This window comes from Natronosalvus vescus, from assembly GCF_023973145.1.
Taxonomy (GTDB): Archaea; Halobacteriota; Halobacteria; order Halobacteriales; family Natrialbaceae; genus Natronosalvus; species Natronosalvus vescus.
Map to the genome: position 1 here is coordinate 3,097,004 of NZ_CP099546.1, position 19,395 is coordinate 3,116,398.

The following is a 19,395-nucleotide window of genomic DNA, read 5'->3' on the forward strand; positions in this document are numbered from 1 at the left end:
TCGAGGAGGCATGGAAAGCGTACTGCTCGACGCATGCGTACGTGTTGGTGCACCCCATTCAATGAAATGGTTAAATAATGGGCCGTCGTATGTTCAACCGGATGGTTAAACGACAGTCGAACGGACTCGATACCGATTCAGGCGATACCGGATCCGATCGAACCATCGATGCGGATCCTGGATCCGAACCCGACTTCGATGCGATCTTCGGCGCGCTGGCACACCCGATCCGTCGAGCGCTCATCGAGCAACTCGCGGGAGGCCCCGAGAGCGTTGGCGAACTCGCCGAACCGCACGACGTGTCCCTTGCGGCGGTCTCGAAGCACCTGCAGATCCTGACGGACGCGGGACTCATCGAAGTCGAGAAGGATGGTCGCGTTCGCCGGTGTCATCTCGACGCCGCGCCGCTCAGCGACGCCTTCGGCTGGTTGACCCGATATCGGATCTTCTGGGAGGATCGATTCGACGCCCTCGAAGACCATCTGAAGAGGAATGACAATGACAGACGACAACACGACCGCGAAGACGGTGACCGAAGCACGTGAGGAGCAACTGACGATACGGCGAACCGTCGATGCACCTCGTGATCGCGTGTGGCGGGCGTTCACCGATCCGGACGAACTGGAGCAATGGTTCGTTCCCGACGGAATGACCGCCGAGGTTCGCGCCAACGAGCTGGAGGCGAACGGCGAGATGATCATCAGCTGGATCGGCGACGACCAGCGCATCGACAACGAGGGGTACTACGTCGAGGTCGTCGAGCCCGAACGACTCGTTTCAGGCGAGGAGACCGAGGACGGGGAGCTACGAGTTACCTACGAGTTCAGAGACGTCGACGGCGGGACGGAGATCGTGATCACCCAGGAGTTCCCCGAGTCAGTTCCCGACGGCGCAGCCGAGGGGTGGGCGGGTATGCTCGATCAACTGGTGGAGCTGCTCGAGGCGGCCGACCCTGTGGTCGAATCGACGGACACCTCGCTGACTATCCGCCGAACGTTCGACGCACCGATCGAACGCGTCTGGCGAGCGTTCACCGATCCGGACGAGATGGGACGGTGGTACGGAGCGGATCTGATGGCGGTCGAAATTCACGCACTCGAGGTCGAACCCGGCGGCTCGTTCTCGATCACGATGAACGAAGGCGACAGCACGTACGACATCGATGGCGAGTTTCTCGAGGTGGTCGAACCGAAGCGTCTCGTCCATACCTGGTACGTGGGTCGGATCACGGTCGAACTCGACGCTATCGGCGGCAAGACGGGGCTCGTGTTCACCCACACGGATCTTCCAGATCGCGAGACCACCGAGCAACACGTCGAGGGGTGGACGGCGGCGATCGAAACGCTGGCGACGACGGTGCGAGATTCGGACGCCGGGTTCGACCCGAGCGAGTACGACCTGACGATCACTCGAACCTTCGACGCACCGCGCGAGGCTGTCTGGGCGGCCTGGGTCGATCCCGACCAGGTGGCAGCGTGGTGGGGCCCCGAGGGGTTCACCGTCCCCCGCTGTGAACTGGACGTCCGACCGGGCGGATCCTTCCACGTCGACATGGAAGCACCGGACGGCACGATTTACCCGAACGCAGGCGAGATTCTCGAGGTCGACGAACCCGAGCGCCTCGTGCTTCGCAGTCACGTCTTCGAGGACGAAGACGGCGAGCCACAACTGGTAACGCAGAGCACCATCACGTTCGACGCTGACGGAACCCGAACCTACCTCACGCTCGAGACGGCGGTGATCGAGGCGACGCCGATTGTCGAGGAGGCCCTCAGCGGGATGGAAGCCGGCTGGACCGGGAGCTTCGAGAAGCTCGAGGAACATCTCGAGGCGTGAACGGCGAAATGACGGCAGCGGAACCGTTTCTCGAGCACCGTGATGACCGTCCGTACATCGCGGTCGCTGCCGGCTCCAATAGTACCAACTGACACGATTCACCCACTGTTGAAGTAGTGGGATTCTGTCTTCCGTCTGTATGCATAGGTGGGAAGGTTTTTATTCTCTGTCCCAAAGTCACTAGTAGCAGTTCATCGCAACGCTCGACATCTTTGACCGGACGTTGGTGATCGGGTGACCGATCCTTCCTCAACACGCCGGCCAGTCAGTCTTCGATACGAAGCGCCTCAATGCCGAAACCCGTGTTATCGGTCGTGCTGTGATGGCGAGACAGCGAACGAGCACCTCTATGAGCGACACAACGATTCATTCGGATGTACACGACCGCGTCGTCGAACAGGTTCCCCCACATTTGGATATTACCGACGTTCAGTTCGAAGGGCCGGATCTCGTCATCTATACTGAGACTCCCCGTGAGTTCGCTGAAAACAGCGATACTCTCGGAAAGTTAGCACGATCTCTACAAAAGCGGGTGACGATTCGTCCAGCGCCGGGCACACAATCGAGCCCGTCGGAAGCGGAGACGAAAATCCGTGAAATCGTTCCCGATGACGCCCACATACAGGATCTTGACTTTTATCCAACGATTGGAGAAGTGCTTATCGAAGCAGAAAAACCGGGACTCGTCATCGGTCGAGGAGGAAGTACGATTCGGAAGATCACCCAGGAGGTCGGGTGGAACCCGGAGGTGGTTCGAACGCCGCCAATGGAGTCCTCCACGGTCAGTAACGTTCGAAACTTCCTGACCCAGGAACGTGGTGAGCGGCGTGAGTTCCTCACAACGGTCGGCGAGAAGATCCACGGGGAACCCCAGAAGGACGTCGACTGGGTTCGGATAACGACGTTAGGCTGTTGCCGTGAAGTTGGCCGGGCAAGTTTCGTGCTTCACACGCCCAACACGCGAGTCCTCATCGACTGTGGAGACAAACCCGGTGCCGAGGGAGAAGTTCCTTACCTCCACGCCCCTGAAGCGATGCCACTGACGGGTCTCGATGCGGTCGTGTTGACACACGCCCATCTCGATCACAGTGCATTGCTGCCGTTACTGTTCAAATACGGGTACGATGGCCCGATATACACCACTGAGCCCACGCGGGACTTGATGGGCTTGCTCCAACTCGATTATCTCACCGTCGCCTCGAAGGAGGGTCGAACGCCGCCGTACGCCAGCGAACAGGTACGTCAGGCGATCAAGCACACCATTCCGGTCGAATACGGCAACGTCACCGACATCGCGCCGGATATCAAACTGACGATGCACAATGCCGGACACATCCTGGGGAGCGCCTCCGCACACTTCCACATTGGAGATGGCTTCTACAACGTTCTCTTTTCCGGTGACGTTCACTACGAGCCGACGCGGCTGTTCAACGGGGCCGTCAACGACTTCCCCCGTGTGGAGACGATGATAATGGAATCGACGTACGGTCGTCGTGGGGACTACCAGACCAACACCGAAGAGAGCGAGGGGAACGTCCACCAGATCATCAGGGAAACCTACGAGCAAGACGGGATTACTGTTATCCCCGCGTTCGCCGTCGGACGGTCGCAGGAACTGATGCTCGTTCTCGAGGAGGCGATGCGTGAAGACACGATTCCGACGATGCCCGTCTATCTCGACGGGATGATTCGAGAGGCGACCGCAATCCATACGGCGTATCCCGAGTATCTCCGCGACGGACTTCGCCAACGCATTCTCCACGAAGATGAGAACCCGTTTATCGCCGACCAGTTCAGACAGGTAGATGGTGGACAGGAGATGCGCGAGGAGATTGCGAGCGGGGATCCCTGTATTATTCTCTCGACGTCCGGGATGGTGACTGGAGGCCCGATCATGTCCTGGCTCGAGTTACTCGGCCCAAACCCGGATAACACGCTCCTCTTCGTCGGGTATCAGGCGGAAGGAACGCTCGGGCGACGAATCCAGAGCGGCCACACGGAAGTGACAATGAACGGCGGGCGTGATCGGTCGAACCGACTCACGCTCGAGTTCAGGATCGAATCAGTGAGCGGCTTCTCCGGCCACGCCGATCGAGCGGGGCTCGAGCAGTACGTCGGAGAGATGAATCCTCGCCCGGAATCGATTCTGTGTGTCCACGGTGACGAGCAGGCGACGGATCAACTCTCCTCTGCACTCTACCAGGAATACAACGTCAGGACGTATCAACCGAAAAATCTCGAGACGTTCCGATTCCCGTAGCACGATCCACCGCGCTTTTCGCTCCCATTTCACGGTTGGTAACGATTCTCCTGCAGTCGAATAACGAGAAGTGGCGATTCCTGGAGAGTCACTGTGTAGCGTTGGCCAGCGTTCAGAGCGATGGCAACCAAACGCTTTCTACAGGCGGTTCAAGGCGAGTGCCTCGGGGCTTGACCCCGAGATGAAGCCGACAACGCCTAACCTATCAACGCTAATCCATACCTTTACAACACCCGAGTCCGTCGATTAGGGTATGGAAAAGTCGCTTACGAAGACACTCGTCTTCCAACTTCAATCCGATAACGGGCGACTTCTTTCCGAAGCGTACCACGAAGCGCGTTGGGTGTACAACCAGACCATCCAATTAGCGAAAAACGGGATGGACTGGGACGACATCTCACCACGTCTTGAAGACGAGGCAGACCTCGTGAAGAACACCACGCAACGCATTGTCGCTAAAGCACTCGATGCACTTCAGCAGTCCTACAACCGCGACGACTACAACACACCCAGTCACGAGAAAACTGGGCCATACCCGTTGCGAATGAACTTCACCGAGGGATACAATCTCACACGCAAAGACAACGGGATACACTACCGAATCAGTGCCAAACCGTACAATCCGGTGAAAGGTACACTTCGTGGCGCACCAGACACCCTCGAACTTCTCGAACACGCCCTCGAACGTGACGACTGGCGTGTGGGAACCGCCGAAGCGATGACGCGCAACGGCAATCACGAACTGCACGTCAACGTCACTCATCTCGAAGCCACGGTTCAAGATAAACACGATGCTCAGACTGTCGTCGGAGTAGACATCAACGAGAATTGCGTAGCCCTTTCAGCCCTTCGTGAAGACGGCATCGCTGATTCGGTGGTCATCGACTACCCTGAAATCAAGGAAGAGCGTCATCGGTACTTCACGATGCGGAAGCGGATGCAAAACGCTGGCCAGACAGCGTTTGACCGCGTGTTCGAGGACAAGGAAGAACGGTACGTTCACAACCAACTCCACCAAGTTTCCCGGCGAATTGTGGTGTGGGTTCAGCAATTCGAGTCGCCGCTCGTTGTGTTTGAAGACCTCAAGCACATGCGAGATTCGATTGATTACGGCACTCGGATGAACCGTCGGTTGCACTCCCTGCCGTTTCACAAACTCCGCTCGTTCGTCGCGTACAAAGCGGCGTTCGAGGGGATTCCGAACGATGACATCGACCCGGCTTACACCAGCCAGACGTGTTCTTTCTCAAAGTGTGAGCATACGGCTCGGTCGAATCGCCGGAAGAAGCGGTTCAAGTGCAACGCGTGTGGTCGGCAAGACCACGCTGACCGAAACGCGGCAGTGAATATTGCGAAGAAAGGATTGGAGAAGTTGAATCGAAATGTGCCTGCTCTCAACACGCTTCCGGTTGTTCGGAAACTGCGACGGCAGGCATCGGGCTGTGTGAACCAGCCGACCGTGACCCACGCAACCGTTCGAGGCCACCAAGCCGATGGTCGCGTGGGAGTGTCCGATTAAACCACGGGAAGCCTCGGGGCTTGACCCCGAGGCGGTTCACGACCCACTTCCTCTCAACGGTATGTCCACGACGGTCACAACACCTGATGCGGACGAGGGTTGTGCGTACTGTGAGTCGCGTATCTTCGATCACGACCCACTTTGCGTGCGGGATTGCACCGATACTTGTGGATCACCCACGTACTTCTGTAACTATGCATGTCTGTCGGCATATATCGAGGAGAACGATTTGACGACGGGCAATGCGTGTAACTGGTCGCCCGAAGAAAACAGTTGTTGTTAACTGAGCGCTGTGTGCATTCCACTCATTTTATGTTTTCAGATCGTCGGCCCACTCCGAAGGGAGGATGCGTAGCAGGCCGTCGGTCGCGAGATCCTTGGTAGTAACGAATAGAATGTCATCGCCGCCGATGACGGCGGTACCGCCGCCGAATACCTCGTCCCAGTGGTTGAGGACGGCGCTGGGGATTGGTAGCTCACGGACGTCCGTGCCGATTTCACTGCTGCCAACGTACTGCATCCCGTCGCGGCGCTCGATAGCGTCGAAGTCGAGCGAGACCAATACCGCATCGTCGCGTGCACGGATTCCCCAGTACGCTTCGGTCGAGTGGGCCAGAAAGCCCTGATTGAATGCCCGCTGTGGTGCCGGAACCTCCCGGCTCTGCCTGTCGATGGCCGCCTCGCCCAGACGATCGATATCTGCTGTTTCGGTGCCAACGCCGGCGTCAGTGTCCTCCTCGATTGCCGTCTCGTCGCTCGCCCCTTCCTCGCCACCGGCATCCTCTGTTTCGCGCTCGGTCGCCTCCGATAGGGTCTCGCTCTCGACGCCAGTGTCGACGATCTCGCGCTGGTCGACCGATGCTGACTCGGCGTCAGATTCGGACTCGAGCCCCGAACCTACGTCCTCGAGATCTGGGGTCGTGTCAGCGATGTCCACGGCCGCCTCGCCGGTGGCGCGGTCTTGCGCCCCGACGCCGCCGGCCTCATCGGCGACGGCATCGACGTCAGGCCGTGTGACCACGTCGGTTTGCTCGACGTCAGGCTCCTCGCCACTGCTGCGGGATCGCCGTTGGCCGAGCGCGGCCGCTATGAACCCAGCTCCCAGGACGAGCGTGGCGAACCCGCGCTCGCGCTCACCGGCCAGGAGCGCCCGGATGCCGCTGAGGAGGCCTGCCCCGCCGATGAGTGCCGGTACTGTACCCGATTCGACGCCGCGACGGAGAGACGGTGCTGCCCTCGAGATGTACTCACGGCCGCTTCTCGCCGCGGCCCGCGCGGTATCGACTTCTGATTTCGACTCCGATCGTGCGCTGGTGTCAGTCTGGTTCACACCGAACCGTTCGGTCGCAACGCACAAATCCTCACCGTCATAATCAACATATATCTAACATTAATCGCGCCCAGTTGTCGCTCAGTTATATAGGTGCTCTGCGTCGGTCACGTCCTTCCTGCCAGAAGACGAGAAATACGGACATCCCTTGCTGAACTCGAGGCGAAAATCCGTCGATACAAACGCGGACAACTCGGCCATCGGCCTTATCGCACGGGATCCGCGCTCGCTTTGCTCGCGGGGAGACTGGTGATGCACCCCTCCATTGGGTCAGTTACGCCTGTTCTGACAGCAAACAGGAAGGTTGTTCAGTGAGTGCTGAACTCAAAGCGCGAATGTGGCAGATGCCGGTGGTCAATCAGATGGGCAAGGGTTCGATCACTCACGTGTACTACGTCTCAGCACGTGTTTCAATATCGTTCAATTGATGTCGCCCTCGAAGACCATATCCATGACACGGAGAACCGTTCCTCTGTGTATTATGTAAAACCTATCTTCATCCTCATTTCGTCGAATTTCATTTACAATCTCTTACAGAGAGGTGGTTTCATCTGGGGCTCAGGTACTGGTAATTTGATTTCGTCACAATTAGAATTGCTCTCGACAGGGCCAACAAACCACAATCGGTGGGCAACAACCGCCAGCGCAACAAATTGAGGTTCCTCGTTGGCGGCCGTCGGAGAGTACGATCCATCGCGCAGTCACTTCCACCTCGTCAACTTCAGTCTCGGCTTGGTACAGACCGGCATCACCGGTTGCCTCAGCGGTGAGGAAGGGAACGCCTTCCTCGTCTGCCAGGGACGCCGCCCCGAGGAACTCGCCGTCAACCATCGCTAGCTTGACTTCGTCCTCCTCGTCGGCTAGCGTCACACCGCCAACCTCGTATTCACCGACAAGCCAGATGGCGATATCATTTCCATCGCAGAGGTACGCCGCAATCTCTTCGGGCTGCCCAGTATCGTCGTCGGTAAAAGAAACGCCAACGAACAGATCGTCAGTAACCTCCCCGACGTATGTGTTTTCCAAAGGTTCGGCCTGCAGGGTTCCGCCCGGGATCTCTGCCTCTAAGGTTTCCAGGTTGAGTTCAGATGTTTCAAAGGGATTGAAATCATCGGGATTGAATTCATCCTCGTCACCTTGGTCATTGTCGTCGTAGTCGGCGCTCGCGGTTCCGATGATACCGAGTGCGCTTGCGCCAGCCCCGCTGGCTTTTAGCATAGTTCTACGCGAGATCCCGTCAATCAGGCCGGTATCGGATGATGTGTTAACGTTTTGGTTTGTGTCGTGAGGCATAATATCTTCCCACCACCTATACGCGAGATGGGTACAGATAGTCATCTACTGCCGTTGGTGCAGCTACTGACGGATTTGCATCTGCAGGTTCTAATTATCCGCTACAAGCACTCGTGTGGTTTCTAACGGATGATTCAGGTTGACATCCTCCTCCGCGGGAACGCGGAGGAATCCCACGGCTTCGCACCGCTGAGTTGGGATATTAGGGTTCGCAGTCTACCACCTCTGTCCGAGGTTGGAATCCTCGGGAGAGGTCATGAAGGTAGACTTCGGGCTGTGCCAACCAGCCGGTACTCCTATCTTCGTCCAAACTGGCCGAAGACTCAGAGTTACTTTCATTGATATCGAGACGGATGTTCTCCGCCCCGTTCACATCAGCGTTGAACGCGCCATCACACCCCTCACAGACGTACAGTCCACGTTCGACACGCTGACTATCCTCTTCTCTCCCGCAGATACAACACGTCTTACTCGTGTCGCGTTCGGACCCTTCTACGACTAAGGTATGCTGAACTCACAGCGTGAGTGTGGCACGGACTGAGAGTCGATCTGTGAAGGGGAGTGGTCAGTCAGTGCAGTAGAAGTGTTTATCGTTTAATCGACCCTCCCTCAGACTGATGGAGCCCCGAATCACTCTCGTTACTCTGGGTGTCGAAGATCTTGATGAGGCCATCAATTTCTATCGAGACGGCCTTGGTTTCCCGATGCATGATCGTGAGGAGGATAGTGATGTAGCGTTCTTCGAACTTGAGGGGACGTGGCTTTCACTGTACCCGAGAGACCTCCTCGCTGAGGATGCGACCGTGTCTGACGAGGAAACTGGATTCTCTGGGGTTACTCTAGCGCACAACGTTCCGAGTAAGGATGGGGTCGAATCGATTCTGATGGAAGCCGAAGCCGCGGGTGGTCGTATAGTTAAGCCAGCTCAGGACGTATTTTGGGGCGGGTATTCTGGTTACTTCGCAGACCTTGACGGTCATCTGTGGGAAGTAGCGTATCCAGAACTCACCGACGAGTAGCTCCGTTCGGCTGAATTATGAAGTCAGTTTGCTGCATCCTTTCTCTGGATTCAGCACGCAGTTTCTGACAAAATATGAATAGAACGTTCAGTCTCTGCTGCATACACAGCGCGAATGTAGCATTGATTGAGGAGAGATCAACTTGGAAGATCAAACGCTCAGTACTGATCAATTTGGTAACGAGCTAACATTTGACTACTCGGACTGCTGATAAGAGCGATGTGCAGGATACAGAGAGAGTCTGTAGATCGAGTATGATGATCCAATACTCGTCGCGTGTTTCTCGCTAAACAACTGGAAGAGAGTCTGTACACTGGCAGGAAATAACGGTCAAACAGTTATTTATATTGGAGAAAGCATTTAACAAACTAATCCAGACTCGTTGATATGAAACGTCGCACAGTCATCGCTGGTACTGGAGCCGCACTTTCTGCTATCGGTGGCGGCTGTTTAGGCACCGATGGGGAATACAATGACAGCGGAAGTAGTGACAATAGAGACGATGACAACGGAAGTAGTGATCATAGAGGTGATGATAACACTGAAATCGAATATCAACGATGTACCAAACCATTCATTCCGTTTTCCGAACTTCCTGTGAAAGCACGAAACCAAGTTGAAACAGCCGTGGAGGAAGGAGACTATACCACCAGTGAAATACTATATTATCCAGAACTTGTCGGCGAGGAATCAGCTCTCTGGATAGAAGAGGACAACCAATACTACGAACATAGGCTTGAGGAATTATCAAACAATAAAGTGACGCTGACGTTCGAAGAAATTACACCAACCCGTAAGACGCCAGCCGAACTCAAATTGAGCAATCAAACTGAAGACTCGGTCACAGTGAGCATAACGATCTCAAGCGAAGAAGATGAAGTTTTTACTGACGAAGAACTGACAATCGATCCAGCCGAAAATATTAACGAAGTTGATGACCTAACGGGAAGGGTTAGGGAATATGTCGGAGAGAAGCGCGATGCTGAGAATCTTCCCGGCTACTCGTTCCCTGAAAAACTTCAAGGATACGATGTTTCGGTCACCCTATTGGGAGATGAATCTAAACTTGATCCCAACTCTAAAACTGCCACCGTAAACATAGATCCGTGGTTTCTGTATTATTGGATCCAAATATCCGAAGACGAAATCCTAATGGGGACAGTTCAAGAGAATGATGGAACCTTTACAGAACATCGAGATAGTAAAACGGGATACCAGTGGGAGTGTACCCAACCGCCGGAAGGATGGCCGAAAAAGAGGGTTCAATCCTAATATCACTGGTTTGAACTCCAATTCTCACCATTCAGCACACCTTTGGCACCATCATCGGTAGCTGATAGAAGCAGTCGCGTTGGGTTCCCATCTGTGTGTATCGATTTTCTCACTGAGGTTTCGAAATAACTGATTTGCCATGCTGCATTCATCCTCTGAATGTTGCAAGCCGCTTCTGACAGCAGTTCGGCAACTCGTTGAATCTCTGCAAGATATAGGGCGCGAATGTCGCACGGGGTCTGACTCGATCTGCGACGGTGGTGATCGCTCAGTACAGAGGAACCACTAATCGTTCGGCGCAGTGAACAAGGTATCACTCCAGTATTTTCTTTTTACCATTCTCAAAGCAGAGGCCACTACAGAATATCGAAGTTACCGTCCTTTCAGACGGATGATTGTGAGATCCCAGTCTGGTATTGATTCATCATTATGGAGAAGTTCATACCCGCAATCGCTTACGTTCACTCCATTCTGATATGCCCGCCTGACAAGTTCGTCAAGGGATTCCTCTAATTCGGCTTTCGTACGTGGTGACCACTCACTCATTGGACAGACACGTAGCCGTCGCCGCAGACTGTAACTTTGTACCCGTTGTAGGAAAAGGTCACTTGGCCTTCCATCCGACCAGCGGACGGCATACTGGCGAAGATTTGGTCTAAGGCATCGGGGTCAATTACTTCGTAGAGCGGGGGAGTTAGTTCGAGAGGGTTAACGTCTTCTACTTCGGCTACCATTTTTACCACTTCATTGCTTACATTATCGACGTGCGCTGTTGCGGTCTGTGCTTGAACCATAGACCACTATAGTCCCTCACTCTTCTTCAACCTATTGCTTGATTGATATTTTCCAGAGCAACATAAAAGGGGCTGGAAATTAGCCAGTGTCCTCCTCATTCGTAAACTCCTCCCCGAAGTGGTTGTACGGGTTGGCTCGTTCCTGTTTCATCATCTCCATCCGCTCAATATCGACGCCGAGTGAGTCCAGCGCTTCAAGGGTATCCTCAATGTCTTCCGACGTGAGGCCCACTACTTCCATTGATAGGTTTTCGTTGTTGGTCAATAGCTCACGAATGCTTACGATACCGGATACCTCCATGATGTCGTCCAGCATCTTCTCTCGGTTCCGAAGGGGGACTGTCGCGGTGACGAGGAGGTGATGGCCTAACCCCGTTTCACTGTACCTTATGATTGGGTGATAACTGATAATGACGCCACGCTCCTCAAGACGATTGATTCGATTAGCGACCGTACTGGACGAAACACCGACTTTCTCAGCCATGTCCTCGGTCGTGTTACCCCGAGCATCCTTCTGGAGAAGGTACAAAATGCCTTTATCCACGTTGTCGAGTTCTTTGGAAACCATCTTTCGATTGTACGGGTCGAAACGGGAAGTGGCTTTCCGCAGTAATCAACACACGCCGACCGCGCCGGTTGTTGCCGTGTGGTTCTAGTCAGTATTGAACAATACGTCTATTGCGAACAGAGCCACTCGAACTGGCTGAGTACGGGGGAAATGCCGTGCGACACAGGCTGTGTGTATCTTACACGCCCATCAGAACACCTCCTTGGACTGTTAGAAATCTCGGCGATCAGTAAGCATCCGTATGTGTCGATTGGTTTCGACCTGAACGTGTGAAATAAACGAGGGCGCTGTGCTGAACTCATCCTCTGAATGTTGCAAGCCGCTTCTGACAGCAGTTCGGTAGCTCGTTGAATATCTGCAAGATATAGGGCGCAAATGGGGCAGCCCTAATCGGTTAGGAGAGGGAAGTGTTAGTAGCATTGTTAGTCACCGAGTTCGGTTCTGAGTTTCTTGTTCAGGTTTTGCGTTTCGATATCTGATTCGATGAGTTCACCGCACGCTCCAACGAATTCCGTGTCGTTTAGTCGTCCGGTGAAGACGTGGGATTCGCCGTCATCGGTTCTGATCTGAACGATAATGATGTCGTAGTCTTCACTGCTGAAGTAGTTGTAGGTGGTGGAAATCCCACCAATGATGAGGAACACGAAGAAGAGCATCTCATATTCTAGGCCCGGTGGGTCTGTACCAGCGAAATAGAATATGTAGACGGCGAATATGAGTACGAGAGTGATGGCAGCGAAGAACCATCCAAGAGGTCTGTTGCGGAGGAGGGTTGTGTCGCGCTTGAAAGTGACGCTGGTGATCTCATCGGTTGGGATGGATACTGACGGTGGGATGTCCGGGTTTTCCGGGGTGTACGTGATACTGGTGCCATCTCCGGCGAAGACACCACTGTTTTCTCCATCGATGACGTATTCATCGATATACGCCTCAGTCTCAAAATTCATTTAGTGTGATTTTGAGAGGGGTCTCTTTTTAGACTTTTGGCCCCTGTGAAATCTACGGTCGGTGATCCTTCTGCCAGTTGATGCTGAATATATCCTCTGTATCTCGCAGGCCCCTATCGACAGAAAATCAATAGTTCGCCACACCTTTGCGAGAAACAAGGGCGAATACAGCAGGTGGTTCTCAAAAAGCGTTCATGGATCCGTTGCCGGGAGCGTAAACGAAAACGTCGATCCTTTTTCGGGTTCGGAGTCGACCCAAATCTCGCCCCCATGACGTTCGACAACTCGTCGGCAGAGTGCGAGACCGATCCCCGTCCCTTCGTACTCCTCGTGGGTGTGGAGTCGCTGGAACACCTCGAAGACTCGGTCTGCATCCTCCTGATCGATACCGATCCCATTGTCTGTGATCGAAATAATCCACTCGTCCCCATCACGCGTCGCAGAAATTGATACTCGAGGGTCTTGCTCGCCGCTATACTGGAGCGCGTTGTCCAACAGGTTCTGGAAAAGTTGGCGGAGCTGACTGGCGTCACCGGTGACAGTCGGCAGCGGTTCAGCAGTGATTTCAACACCGGTTTCCTCGATGCGGATCCCGAGATCCGTCAACACATCGTCCAGCACTGCCTCGATATCGACCGAATCGAAGGAGTTCCCCTGTGTTTCGACTCTGGAGTACGTGAGCAGCCCATCGATCATTGCCTCCATCCGCTCGGCACCGTCGACGGCGAACTCGATGAACTCCTCGGCGTCGTCGTCGAGTTCGTCGCTATACTGACGCTCGAGCAGTTGCAGGTAGCTCGTGACCATCCGTAACGGCTCATGCAGGTCGTGAGAGGCCACGTAGGCGAACTGCTGGAGGCGCTCGTTGGATTCTTCTAGCTGTCGCTGATACGTGTATCGGTCGGTGATGTCGAAATGGGCAACAGCGACGTATCGCTGATCATCGTTCGTAAACGATGCTGCCCGCATGAGAAACCACCGTTGTTTCTCGGGAGAGTGACACGGATATTCGAACTCGAAGAGTTCTCGTTCGCCCGATAGAATCTCCGACAACCCGGCGGCAGCAGCCTGTGCCGTCTCGGTCTCCGCTTGTTTGGTGATCGTCAGATAGTTGGTACCGAGTGTATCTGGCCGAGTATCGATATCGTTTGCCTCGCCGAATTTCTGCCAGGCTCGATTTGTATACAGGATCGTCCCTTCGCCATCGAGGATTGCGAAGTTAATCGGGAGTGTTTCCACAGCGGCTGGAATAAGCGTCTCTGGCTCCCTGGCATTCATATCCGTTTTCAGTTGACTGAGGGGGATAACGTTGTTCCCATTCTGGTTACAGGATACCTGACATTCTCTGTGGTATGCACACGACTTCCCTCAATTCTCCGGTAATCCGTTCGAATGTTGTAGCATAAATCGTAATGTAATGTCGGAGTAGGGTAGCGTTCTCAACAAAAATACGTGTAGTAGTCTCGTATCGGCATGTATTCTCGACCCGGGAGCTTTCGATTGGAAGTACCTTTGCTCGGGTATCCAAAAATGGGCGTATCGAGACACACGTGTAATTTTTAGCCAACTTTGTGAATGGATAGGGCAATTGGAGTTGGAATTATCGGCGCAATGAACGCGTGGCAATTCAGCTACTAATCTTCAAAAAGTTCCAATAAAACGAACCAGTTAATCGGATTGGTCGTGAGACAACCAGTCGACTGAGTGGATGTCTGCCAGCGACTCGAGCCGACGTACTGGCTTCTGGTTCGGCGTCGATTCCCTCACCGCATCCGGGGACGCCGGCACCCAGACCGAGCGCATACCCGCAGCCTGTGCTCCTGCGACGTCGCTCGAGAGTGAGTTCCCAACGTACACCGCCCGATCCGATGTGGTCTCGAGCGCCTCGAGTGCGACCTCGAACGGCTCCGGGTCGGGTTTCGGTGCGGTGTCGTAGCCCGCGTACACCGCCGTCTCGAACGCGTCGGTTAGCTCGAGGGCGGCGAGTTTCTCACGTTGCATCGCCGGATCGCCGTTCGTGACCAGTCCCAACCGATAGTCGTCGGTGAGCATCTGGAGGACGTCCGGCACGCCCGGCAGCGGATCGACCGCCCGCTGATCGCGTTCCTCGGCGAAGGCAGCCGCCACGGCGACGCCCGCCTGTCGGTCGAAGCCAGCGTCGGCGGCGAGTTCGGCGAAGCACTGCTCGCGAAGCTCGCCGATGCTCGAGCTGGTCGCGAGGTAGTCGTCATACCGGTCGTAGTACGCCGTCGGGTCGAACAGCGGGTCGTATCCGGCGCGCTCGAATGCCGCCTCGAGGACGGCCGCCGAGGATCGTCGGTAACGACAGAGCGTGTCGTCGAGATCGAACAGGACTGCATCGACTGGGGTTGGCATCGTCCGGTCGGACTCGAGGAAGTCGAATGACAAAAGTGGTCGGTGCACAGGGAGTCTCGAACGCATCTCCGAGGAGCACGTCACGAGAACCGTTTGCATCTCGTCCGCTACTCGAAATTGATTAACGGCTTGATGATATCGTCCTCTTTTTCGTCCATTATTCCGAAGGCCTCTGCGATCTCGTCAAACTCGAACTCATGTGTCGTCATTTTCGTCGGTTGACCTCCTCCCGCGCCTGAAGACGCGGGTATGCGCTCGCACTATGTATCAAACGTACAAATGAGCCCCCTTCGTGGGTTTGAGAATAGCGTCCCTCGAGCTGATCTCAGGGCGATCTTTTTCGGTAATTTTCGTTTCGCCAATCCCATCCACGACAAATGCTTACATCGACATGCAGCTCCGAGCATGCCTGCTAAAATGATGATTATTTAATAGGACTTCTTGTAATTCGCCCCATTTTGTTTGTCGTTAGTCATGACCCTTGATATAGATTGACATACTTTCGCCCGGTGACGACGGTTGAAGGTGGGTGATTCGACATATCCAATCGCAAATTTTGAAGAGGTCTCTTGCGGTTTGTAGGCTAGCAGACAAGATTAGTTTACTTGATCTGTTTTACAGAAAACTAGAGAATAGATACTGATACTGACATTCGGATACATGTCAGGTTTGGTCGTTACCAGCAGTTGCAATGTCTCCGACAAGACGATCGACCATTAAAGGTATCGGCGCTGCGGGCGGACTGACAGCGATTTCAGGAACCGCCCTCGCGACCGGCGAAGACAAAGACGACGACTACGACGACGACGAGGCAGAAGAACAGCCAACGGAACCCGTCGAACCGCCCGAGACGGGGATCCGTGTTGCACACTTCTCACCGGACGCACCGAATGTCGATGTCTACCTCGGTGGCGACGTCGTGCTGGAAGATGTTCCATACCGGACGATCTCGGACTACCTCGCGGTCGATGCCGGCACCTATCCGGTGAAGATAACGGCCGCAGGCGACCCCGAAACAGTGGTCTTCGATCAAGAGGTGACGATCGAGCAGGGAGCCATCTACTCCGCGTTCGCCATCGGTCTTCTCGAGCCGCCCGAAACTCTCGAGGAGAACGCATTCGAGGTGCTCATCCAGCTCGACCGAGGCCCCGCCGACGGCCACTAGCGGTTGATACCGGCGTTTTTATCAATCTCCACACAACTAAAGCCGTGGGCTTCCTCTGCATTTCTGTGAAAAAAGCGGTCGATCAGCGGTGGGTGGTTCGTCGTTGGGGTAGTTGACTTGAAGCCCCGGATGAGGCCGTCCGGGACGATTCCGATTCAGTCCATCATTACAGTCCTGGTGTGAAGACAATCACTTCCAGGAGTAAACGAGTTCTATTCCTCCGATGTAACAGTTATTTGGCTGTGCGTAGTATTATTCGAGACCCCCATCATGTGTCGAGGCTCTTCAAACCGCGGAGGACTGTAACAATGGCAAGTACAATCGAGAAACTCGATCTGGAGAACGACCTCGTACAATTGCTCGTCACGGAAGCGGTGAAAGTCGCAATGAAGTCGCCGTTACGCGATCCGATTCTCGAGGCGATCGAAGGGACTGCCGGAGAAACACGTGAAGCGATCGAAGGGACAGCCGGAGAAACACTCGAGGCGACCGATGAAGATGAGGCGTCGGTCACGAGAGAAAAAAGCCGGCGCACCAAAGTAATCCAGGGAGGAACCGTATTCGTCGTAATGTTTGTCGTGCTGTACGTTACCCTCCGGCGATTGACCAGCGATGAACCAAACGCGTGAACCAGGCTAACTCAATTAGTTCGCTCCAGATACCGGATCACTTGCGAAAGAATCCGAGAGCGCCCGATCGATCGACTCGTATGATACGTGAATGAAACTCTTCGAGTTCGTTCGTGAGCGACGGTGGATTCCGGTTACCGGCTATCTAATCTACGTGTCGGCGCTCACGGCGGGCTACTACTACAACCTCACATTCGTCCAGTTGGGATTGACCGATCTTGGGACGCGCGAGATCGGCATGTCCCCGGAGGACGTGTCGATAGTGATGGCTGTGCTCGCGCTCCTCACGCTCGTCGCCGCCATCGGCAGCGGCCTCGTCATGGATCGACGTGGCTGGAGCACCGATCTGTACGTGAAGTTTCGCCTGCTCTTTCTGATTATTCTCGTGCAACTGCTCCTGACGATCGCTGCCCCGTTCGTGAGTACGGTCGAGTGGTTCGTGCTGTGGGTCGTCGTCTGTTCGGCGACGCTCGGACTCGGCATCCCGGTGACGTTCAGCTTCATGCTCGATTTCATCCCCATCAGAGACCGGGGATACGTTGCCGCGATAGTGGCAGGCCTCTCGTTTTTCATCGCGGCGCTGTATCCAGTCGAGTGGCGAATCGATGAGTTTAGCCTCGTTATGAGTGCGATGATGGTGCCAGCAGTGTTGATTCTCGCCGTCCTTTCAGTGAAGCGGTTCGCATTCGTCGATGTCCTCGCCGGACAGCACGAACGTAGCACGTTTGGGATCGGTCGGTTCTGCCGATCGACGCCTGTTCGAACACTGAGTGTCGCGTTCTGGGCCCCAGTCCTGTTGATGTTCGGTGTTTTCTTCATTGATAGTCTGGGCTTTCTCCGGATCATTGAGGAACCGCTCTACATCTACACATCGTGGCAATCACCCGACCTGAGTGTCCGGCTGTTCATCGCCGTCCTCCACGTCGTTGGGGCGATTGCCGCCGGTGTCCTGTACACGAACTTCGAGCGGAACTGGGTGTTTATCTGGGTCTTCGGTCTGTTCGCATTCACGCACCTGCTGTACGTCTTTGACATCCAGTTCGGAGCGGGAGAGACGCCAGCACTCATTCTCCCAATGTTCTACGTCCTCGCGGTGAGTTTCTACACGACGCTCAACTTCGCGCTCTGGCCGGATCTCTCGACGTCGAAGACGATCGGGACACACACGGCGCTCGGCGTGGGAATCGCTGGTTGGCTAGCGACGTTCCTGAGCACCGCGCTGGCGCTGTACTCGGAAGGAATTGAGCTCTCCCTCACGAGCCATCTAACGTACGTGAACGCCCTCTCGTTGCTGTTCGTGGTCGCGTTGCCGGTACTGCTTTACGTCAATCGAATGGTCGAGTTAGCACGTGGAAAGGCGGCGTCATGAATCTGGAACTCCTCCCGTTGTTAATCATCGTTCTACTCATGATGTCTGCGGGCGGGGGAGAGGTCGAAACAACTGAATTTGTTATCGAGGGCAATCATGAGATCACCGAGCATCGTGGGGCGTTGATCGTTGGCGACGCAACCGTCACCATCCCCTCAGACGAAGCGATTGCTGGTCCAGTCTACGTCATCGGGGGCGAGTTCCACATTCAGGGTACCGTTGAAGGTGATGTGACGCAGTTGTCGGGCTCGCTCATCGTCGAAGACGGCGGAACTATCGATGGCGAACTCCAGCACATCGGCGGGGGTGAGGAAGTGGCCGACGGAGCAGTCATCGCCGACCGATCGACCGTCGCATTCGCACCCGCCGAACCCGACCCGATCGCCGCGTACACGCCTGTTATTCTGACGACGCTGGTGTTGGCCCTCGCGGGAGCGTGGCTCGCCCGAACCCGTCGTATTCTCCTCGAAACAGTCGGCTCGGCTGCACGCGATCACTCGGTTGTCAGTCTCACCGTCGGGGCGCTCATCGCCGTCACGTTTCTCGCCGTGTTCGTGTTTATGGCGTTCACTCTCGTTCTACTCCCGGTGAGCATTCTCGGGCTGTTGGTCGGAATGATGACAATATTCTACGGGATCATCGCCCTGGGGTACCTTGTTGGCCAACAACTGGAAACGTCACGCGTCGAACTGGCGACCGCACTCGGCGTCGTCGCCATCATGGTCTTCCTGCAGGTGATCGAAGTGGTTCCGATCCTTGGCGATCTGATCGCGGCCGCCCTTCTTCTGATTGGCCTGGGAGCCGTCGTGGTGACGTACTTCGGGCTCCAGGAGTTCGAGCCAGTGTCGCTGCCGGAATGACGACCAATCTGGTGGTATACTGATTCGATCACAAAGGACTCTTCGAAGGCTTTTGCCGGTCACAGCGAGATCAACGTCCACGAGTTCGCGTTCGCGCCGGGAATACTTATCCCGCCGTCAGAACGCGAGGAGGCTCTGTTGAAACCCTCAAGAGGTGA

General features: G+C 55.1%; 18 protein-coding genes and 1 pseudogene. 11 read left to right on the plus strand and 8 right to left on the minus strand.

The features are described 5' to 3' along the window. The first annotated feature begins 164 nt into the window (after positions 1 to 164). From NGM68_RS14850 to NGM68_RS14870, 5 genes are all read left to right on the plus strand, one after another. Positions 165 to 545, plus strand: a complete 381-nt coding sequence (locus NGM68_RS14850) for an ArsR/SmtB family transcription factor (RefSeq protein ID WP_425493625.1) — start codon at positions 165 to 167, stop codon at positions 543 to 545. Further along, the gene (locus NGM68_RS14855; RefSeq protein ID WP_252699017.1) at positions 499 to 1,836 is read left to right on the plus strand and encodes an SRPBCC family protein; all 1,338 of its coding nucleotides are present in this window, start codon (positions 499 to 501) and stop codon (positions 1,834 to 1,836) included. The genes NGM68_RS14850 and NGM68_RS14855 overlap by 47 nt, the downstream gene beginning before the upstream one ends. 349 nt (positions 1,837 to 2,185) lie before the next feature. Further along, positions 2,186 to 4,096 (plus strand): beta-CASP ribonuclease aCPSF1, encoded by a 1,911-nt coding sequence (locus tag NGM68_RS14860; RefSeq protein WP_252699018.1) that lies wholly within the window; start codon positions 2,186 to 2,188, stop codon positions 4,094 to 4,096. 253 nt (positions 4,097 to 4,349) lie between these two features. Further along, the gene (locus tag NGM68_RS14865; protein ID WP_252699019.1) at positions 4,350 to 5,615 is read left to right on the plus strand and encodes an RNA-guided endonuclease InsQ/TnpB family protein; all 1,266 of its coding nucleotides are present in this window, start codon (positions 4,350 to 4,352) and stop codon (positions 5,613 to 5,615) included. Positions 5,616 to 5,676: 61 nt separating this feature from the next. Then, on the plus strand, positions 5,677 to 5,898 hold the full coding sequence (locus NGM68_RS14870; protein WP_252701434.1) for a hypothetical protein: 222 nt from the start codon (positions 5,677 to 5,679) through the stop codon (positions 5,896 to 5,898). A gap of 27 nt (positions 5,899 to 5,925) precedes the next feature. Here the strand turns inward: NGM68_RS14870 and NGM68_RS14875 are convergent, their stop codons facing one another. The 3 genes and pseudogenes from NGM68_RS14875 to NGM68_RS14885 form a co-directional block, all read right to left on the minus strand. Then, complete coding sequence (locus tag NGM68_RS14875; protein ID WP_252699020.1) at positions 5,926 to 6,945, minus strand: hypothetical protein; 1,020 nt, start codon at positions 6,943 to 6,945, stop codon at positions 5,926 to 5,928. A gap of 588 nt (positions 6,946 to 7,533) precedes the next feature. After that, a complete protein-coding gene (locus NGM68_RS14880; RefSeq protein WP_252699021.1) occupies positions 7,534 to 8,283 on the minus strand; it encodes a twin-arginine translocation signal domain-containing protein in 750 nt (249 codons plus the stop codon). A gap of 157 nt (positions 8,284 to 8,440) precedes the next feature. Continuing rightward, positions 8,441 to 8,737, minus strand: a pseudogene (locus NGM68_RS14885) (zinc ribbon domain-containing protein); the annotation flags it as partial. 118 nt (positions 8,738 to 8,855) lie between these two features. Here NGM68_RS14885 and NGM68_RS14890 point away from each other — a divergent pair. After that, the gene (locus NGM68_RS14890; protein WP_252699022.1) at positions 8,856 to 9,257 is read left to right on the plus strand and encodes a VOC family protein; all 402 of its coding nucleotides are present in this window, start codon (positions 8,856 to 8,858) and stop codon (positions 9,255 to 9,257) included. 387 nt (positions 9,258 to 9,644) lie between these two features. Continuing rightward, positions 9,645 to 10,529 carry a hypothetical protein gene (locus tag NGM68_RS14895; RefSeq protein ID WP_252699023.1) on the plus strand — a complete coding sequence of 295 codons (885 nt, stop codon included), beginning with the start codon at positions 9,645 to 9,647 and terminating at the stop codon, positions 10,527 to 10,529. A gap of 542 nt (positions 10,530 to 11,071) precedes the next feature. On the opposite strand, the gene ddfA is transcribed toward NGM68_RS14895, so the two are convergent. The 5 genes from ddfA to NGM68_RS14920 all read right to left on the minus strand — a co-directional run bounded on the left by ddfA (position 11,072) and on the right by NGM68_RS14920 (position 15,214). After that, on the minus strand, positions 11,072 to 11,323 hold the full coding sequence (gene ddfA, locus NGM68_RS14900; RefSeq protein WP_252699024.1) for a DdfA family disk-determining factor: 252 nt from the start codon (positions 11,321 to 11,323) through the stop codon (positions 11,072 to 11,074). A 79-nt stretch (positions 11,324 to 11,402) separates the two neighbouring features. Further along, on the minus strand, positions 11,403 to 11,891 hold the full coding sequence (locus tag NGM68_RS14905) for an Lrp/AsnC family transcriptional regulator (protein WP_252699025.1): 489 nt from the start codon (positions 11,889 to 11,891) through the stop codon (positions 11,403 to 11,405). 422 nt (positions 11,892 to 12,313) lie between these two features. Continuing rightward, complete coding sequence (locus NGM68_RS14910; RefSeq protein WP_252699026.1) at positions 12,314 to 12,838, minus strand: hypothetical protein; 525 nt, start codon at positions 12,836 to 12,838, stop codon at positions 12,314 to 12,316. Between the two features lie 192 nt (positions 12,839 to 13,030). Then, on the minus strand, positions 13,031 to 14,116 hold the full coding sequence (locus tag NGM68_RS14915; RefSeq protein ID WP_252699027.1) for a PAS domain-containing sensor histidine kinase: 1,086 nt from the start codon (positions 14,114 to 14,116) through the stop codon (positions 13,031 to 13,033). Between the two features lie 390 nt (positions 14,117 to 14,506). After that, positions 14,507 to 15,214, minus strand: coding sequence for an HAD family hydrolase (locus NGM68_RS14920; RefSeq protein ID WP_252699028.1), 708 nt, complete (start codon positions 15,212 to 15,214; stop codon positions 14,507 to 14,509). 691 nt (positions 15,215 to 15,905) lie between these two features. Here NGM68_RS14920 and NGM68_RS14925 point away from each other — a divergent pair. The 4 genes from NGM68_RS14925 (at position 15,906) to NGM68_RS14940 (ending at position 19,237) form a co-directional block, all read left to right on the plus strand. Beyond that, positions 15,906 to 16,379 (plus strand): DUF4397 domain-containing protein, encoded by a 474-nt coding sequence (locus NGM68_RS14925; protein ID WP_252699029.1) that lies wholly within the window; start codon positions 15,906 to 15,908, stop codon positions 16,377 to 16,379. A gap of 308 nt (positions 16,380 to 16,687) precedes the next feature. Next, positions 16,688 to 17,008, plus strand: a complete 321-nt coding sequence (locus tag NGM68_RS14930; RefSeq protein WP_252699030.1) for a hypothetical protein — start codon at positions 16,688 to 16,690, stop codon at positions 17,006 to 17,008. Between the two features lie 91 nt (positions 17,009 to 17,099). After that, entirely contained in the window at positions 17,100 to 18,377 is a 1,278-nt protein-coding gene (locus tag NGM68_RS14935; RefSeq protein ID WP_252699031.1) for a hypothetical protein, read from the plus strand. Then, positions 18,374 to 19,237, plus strand: a complete 864-nt coding sequence (locus tag NGM68_RS14940) for a DUF8173 domain-containing protein (RefSeq protein WP_252699032.1) — start codon at positions 18,374 to 18,376, stop codon at positions 19,235 to 19,237. The genes NGM68_RS14935 and NGM68_RS14940 overlap by 4 nt, the downstream gene beginning before the upstream one ends. The last annotated feature ends 158 nt before the right edge of the window (positions 19,238 to 19,395 follow it).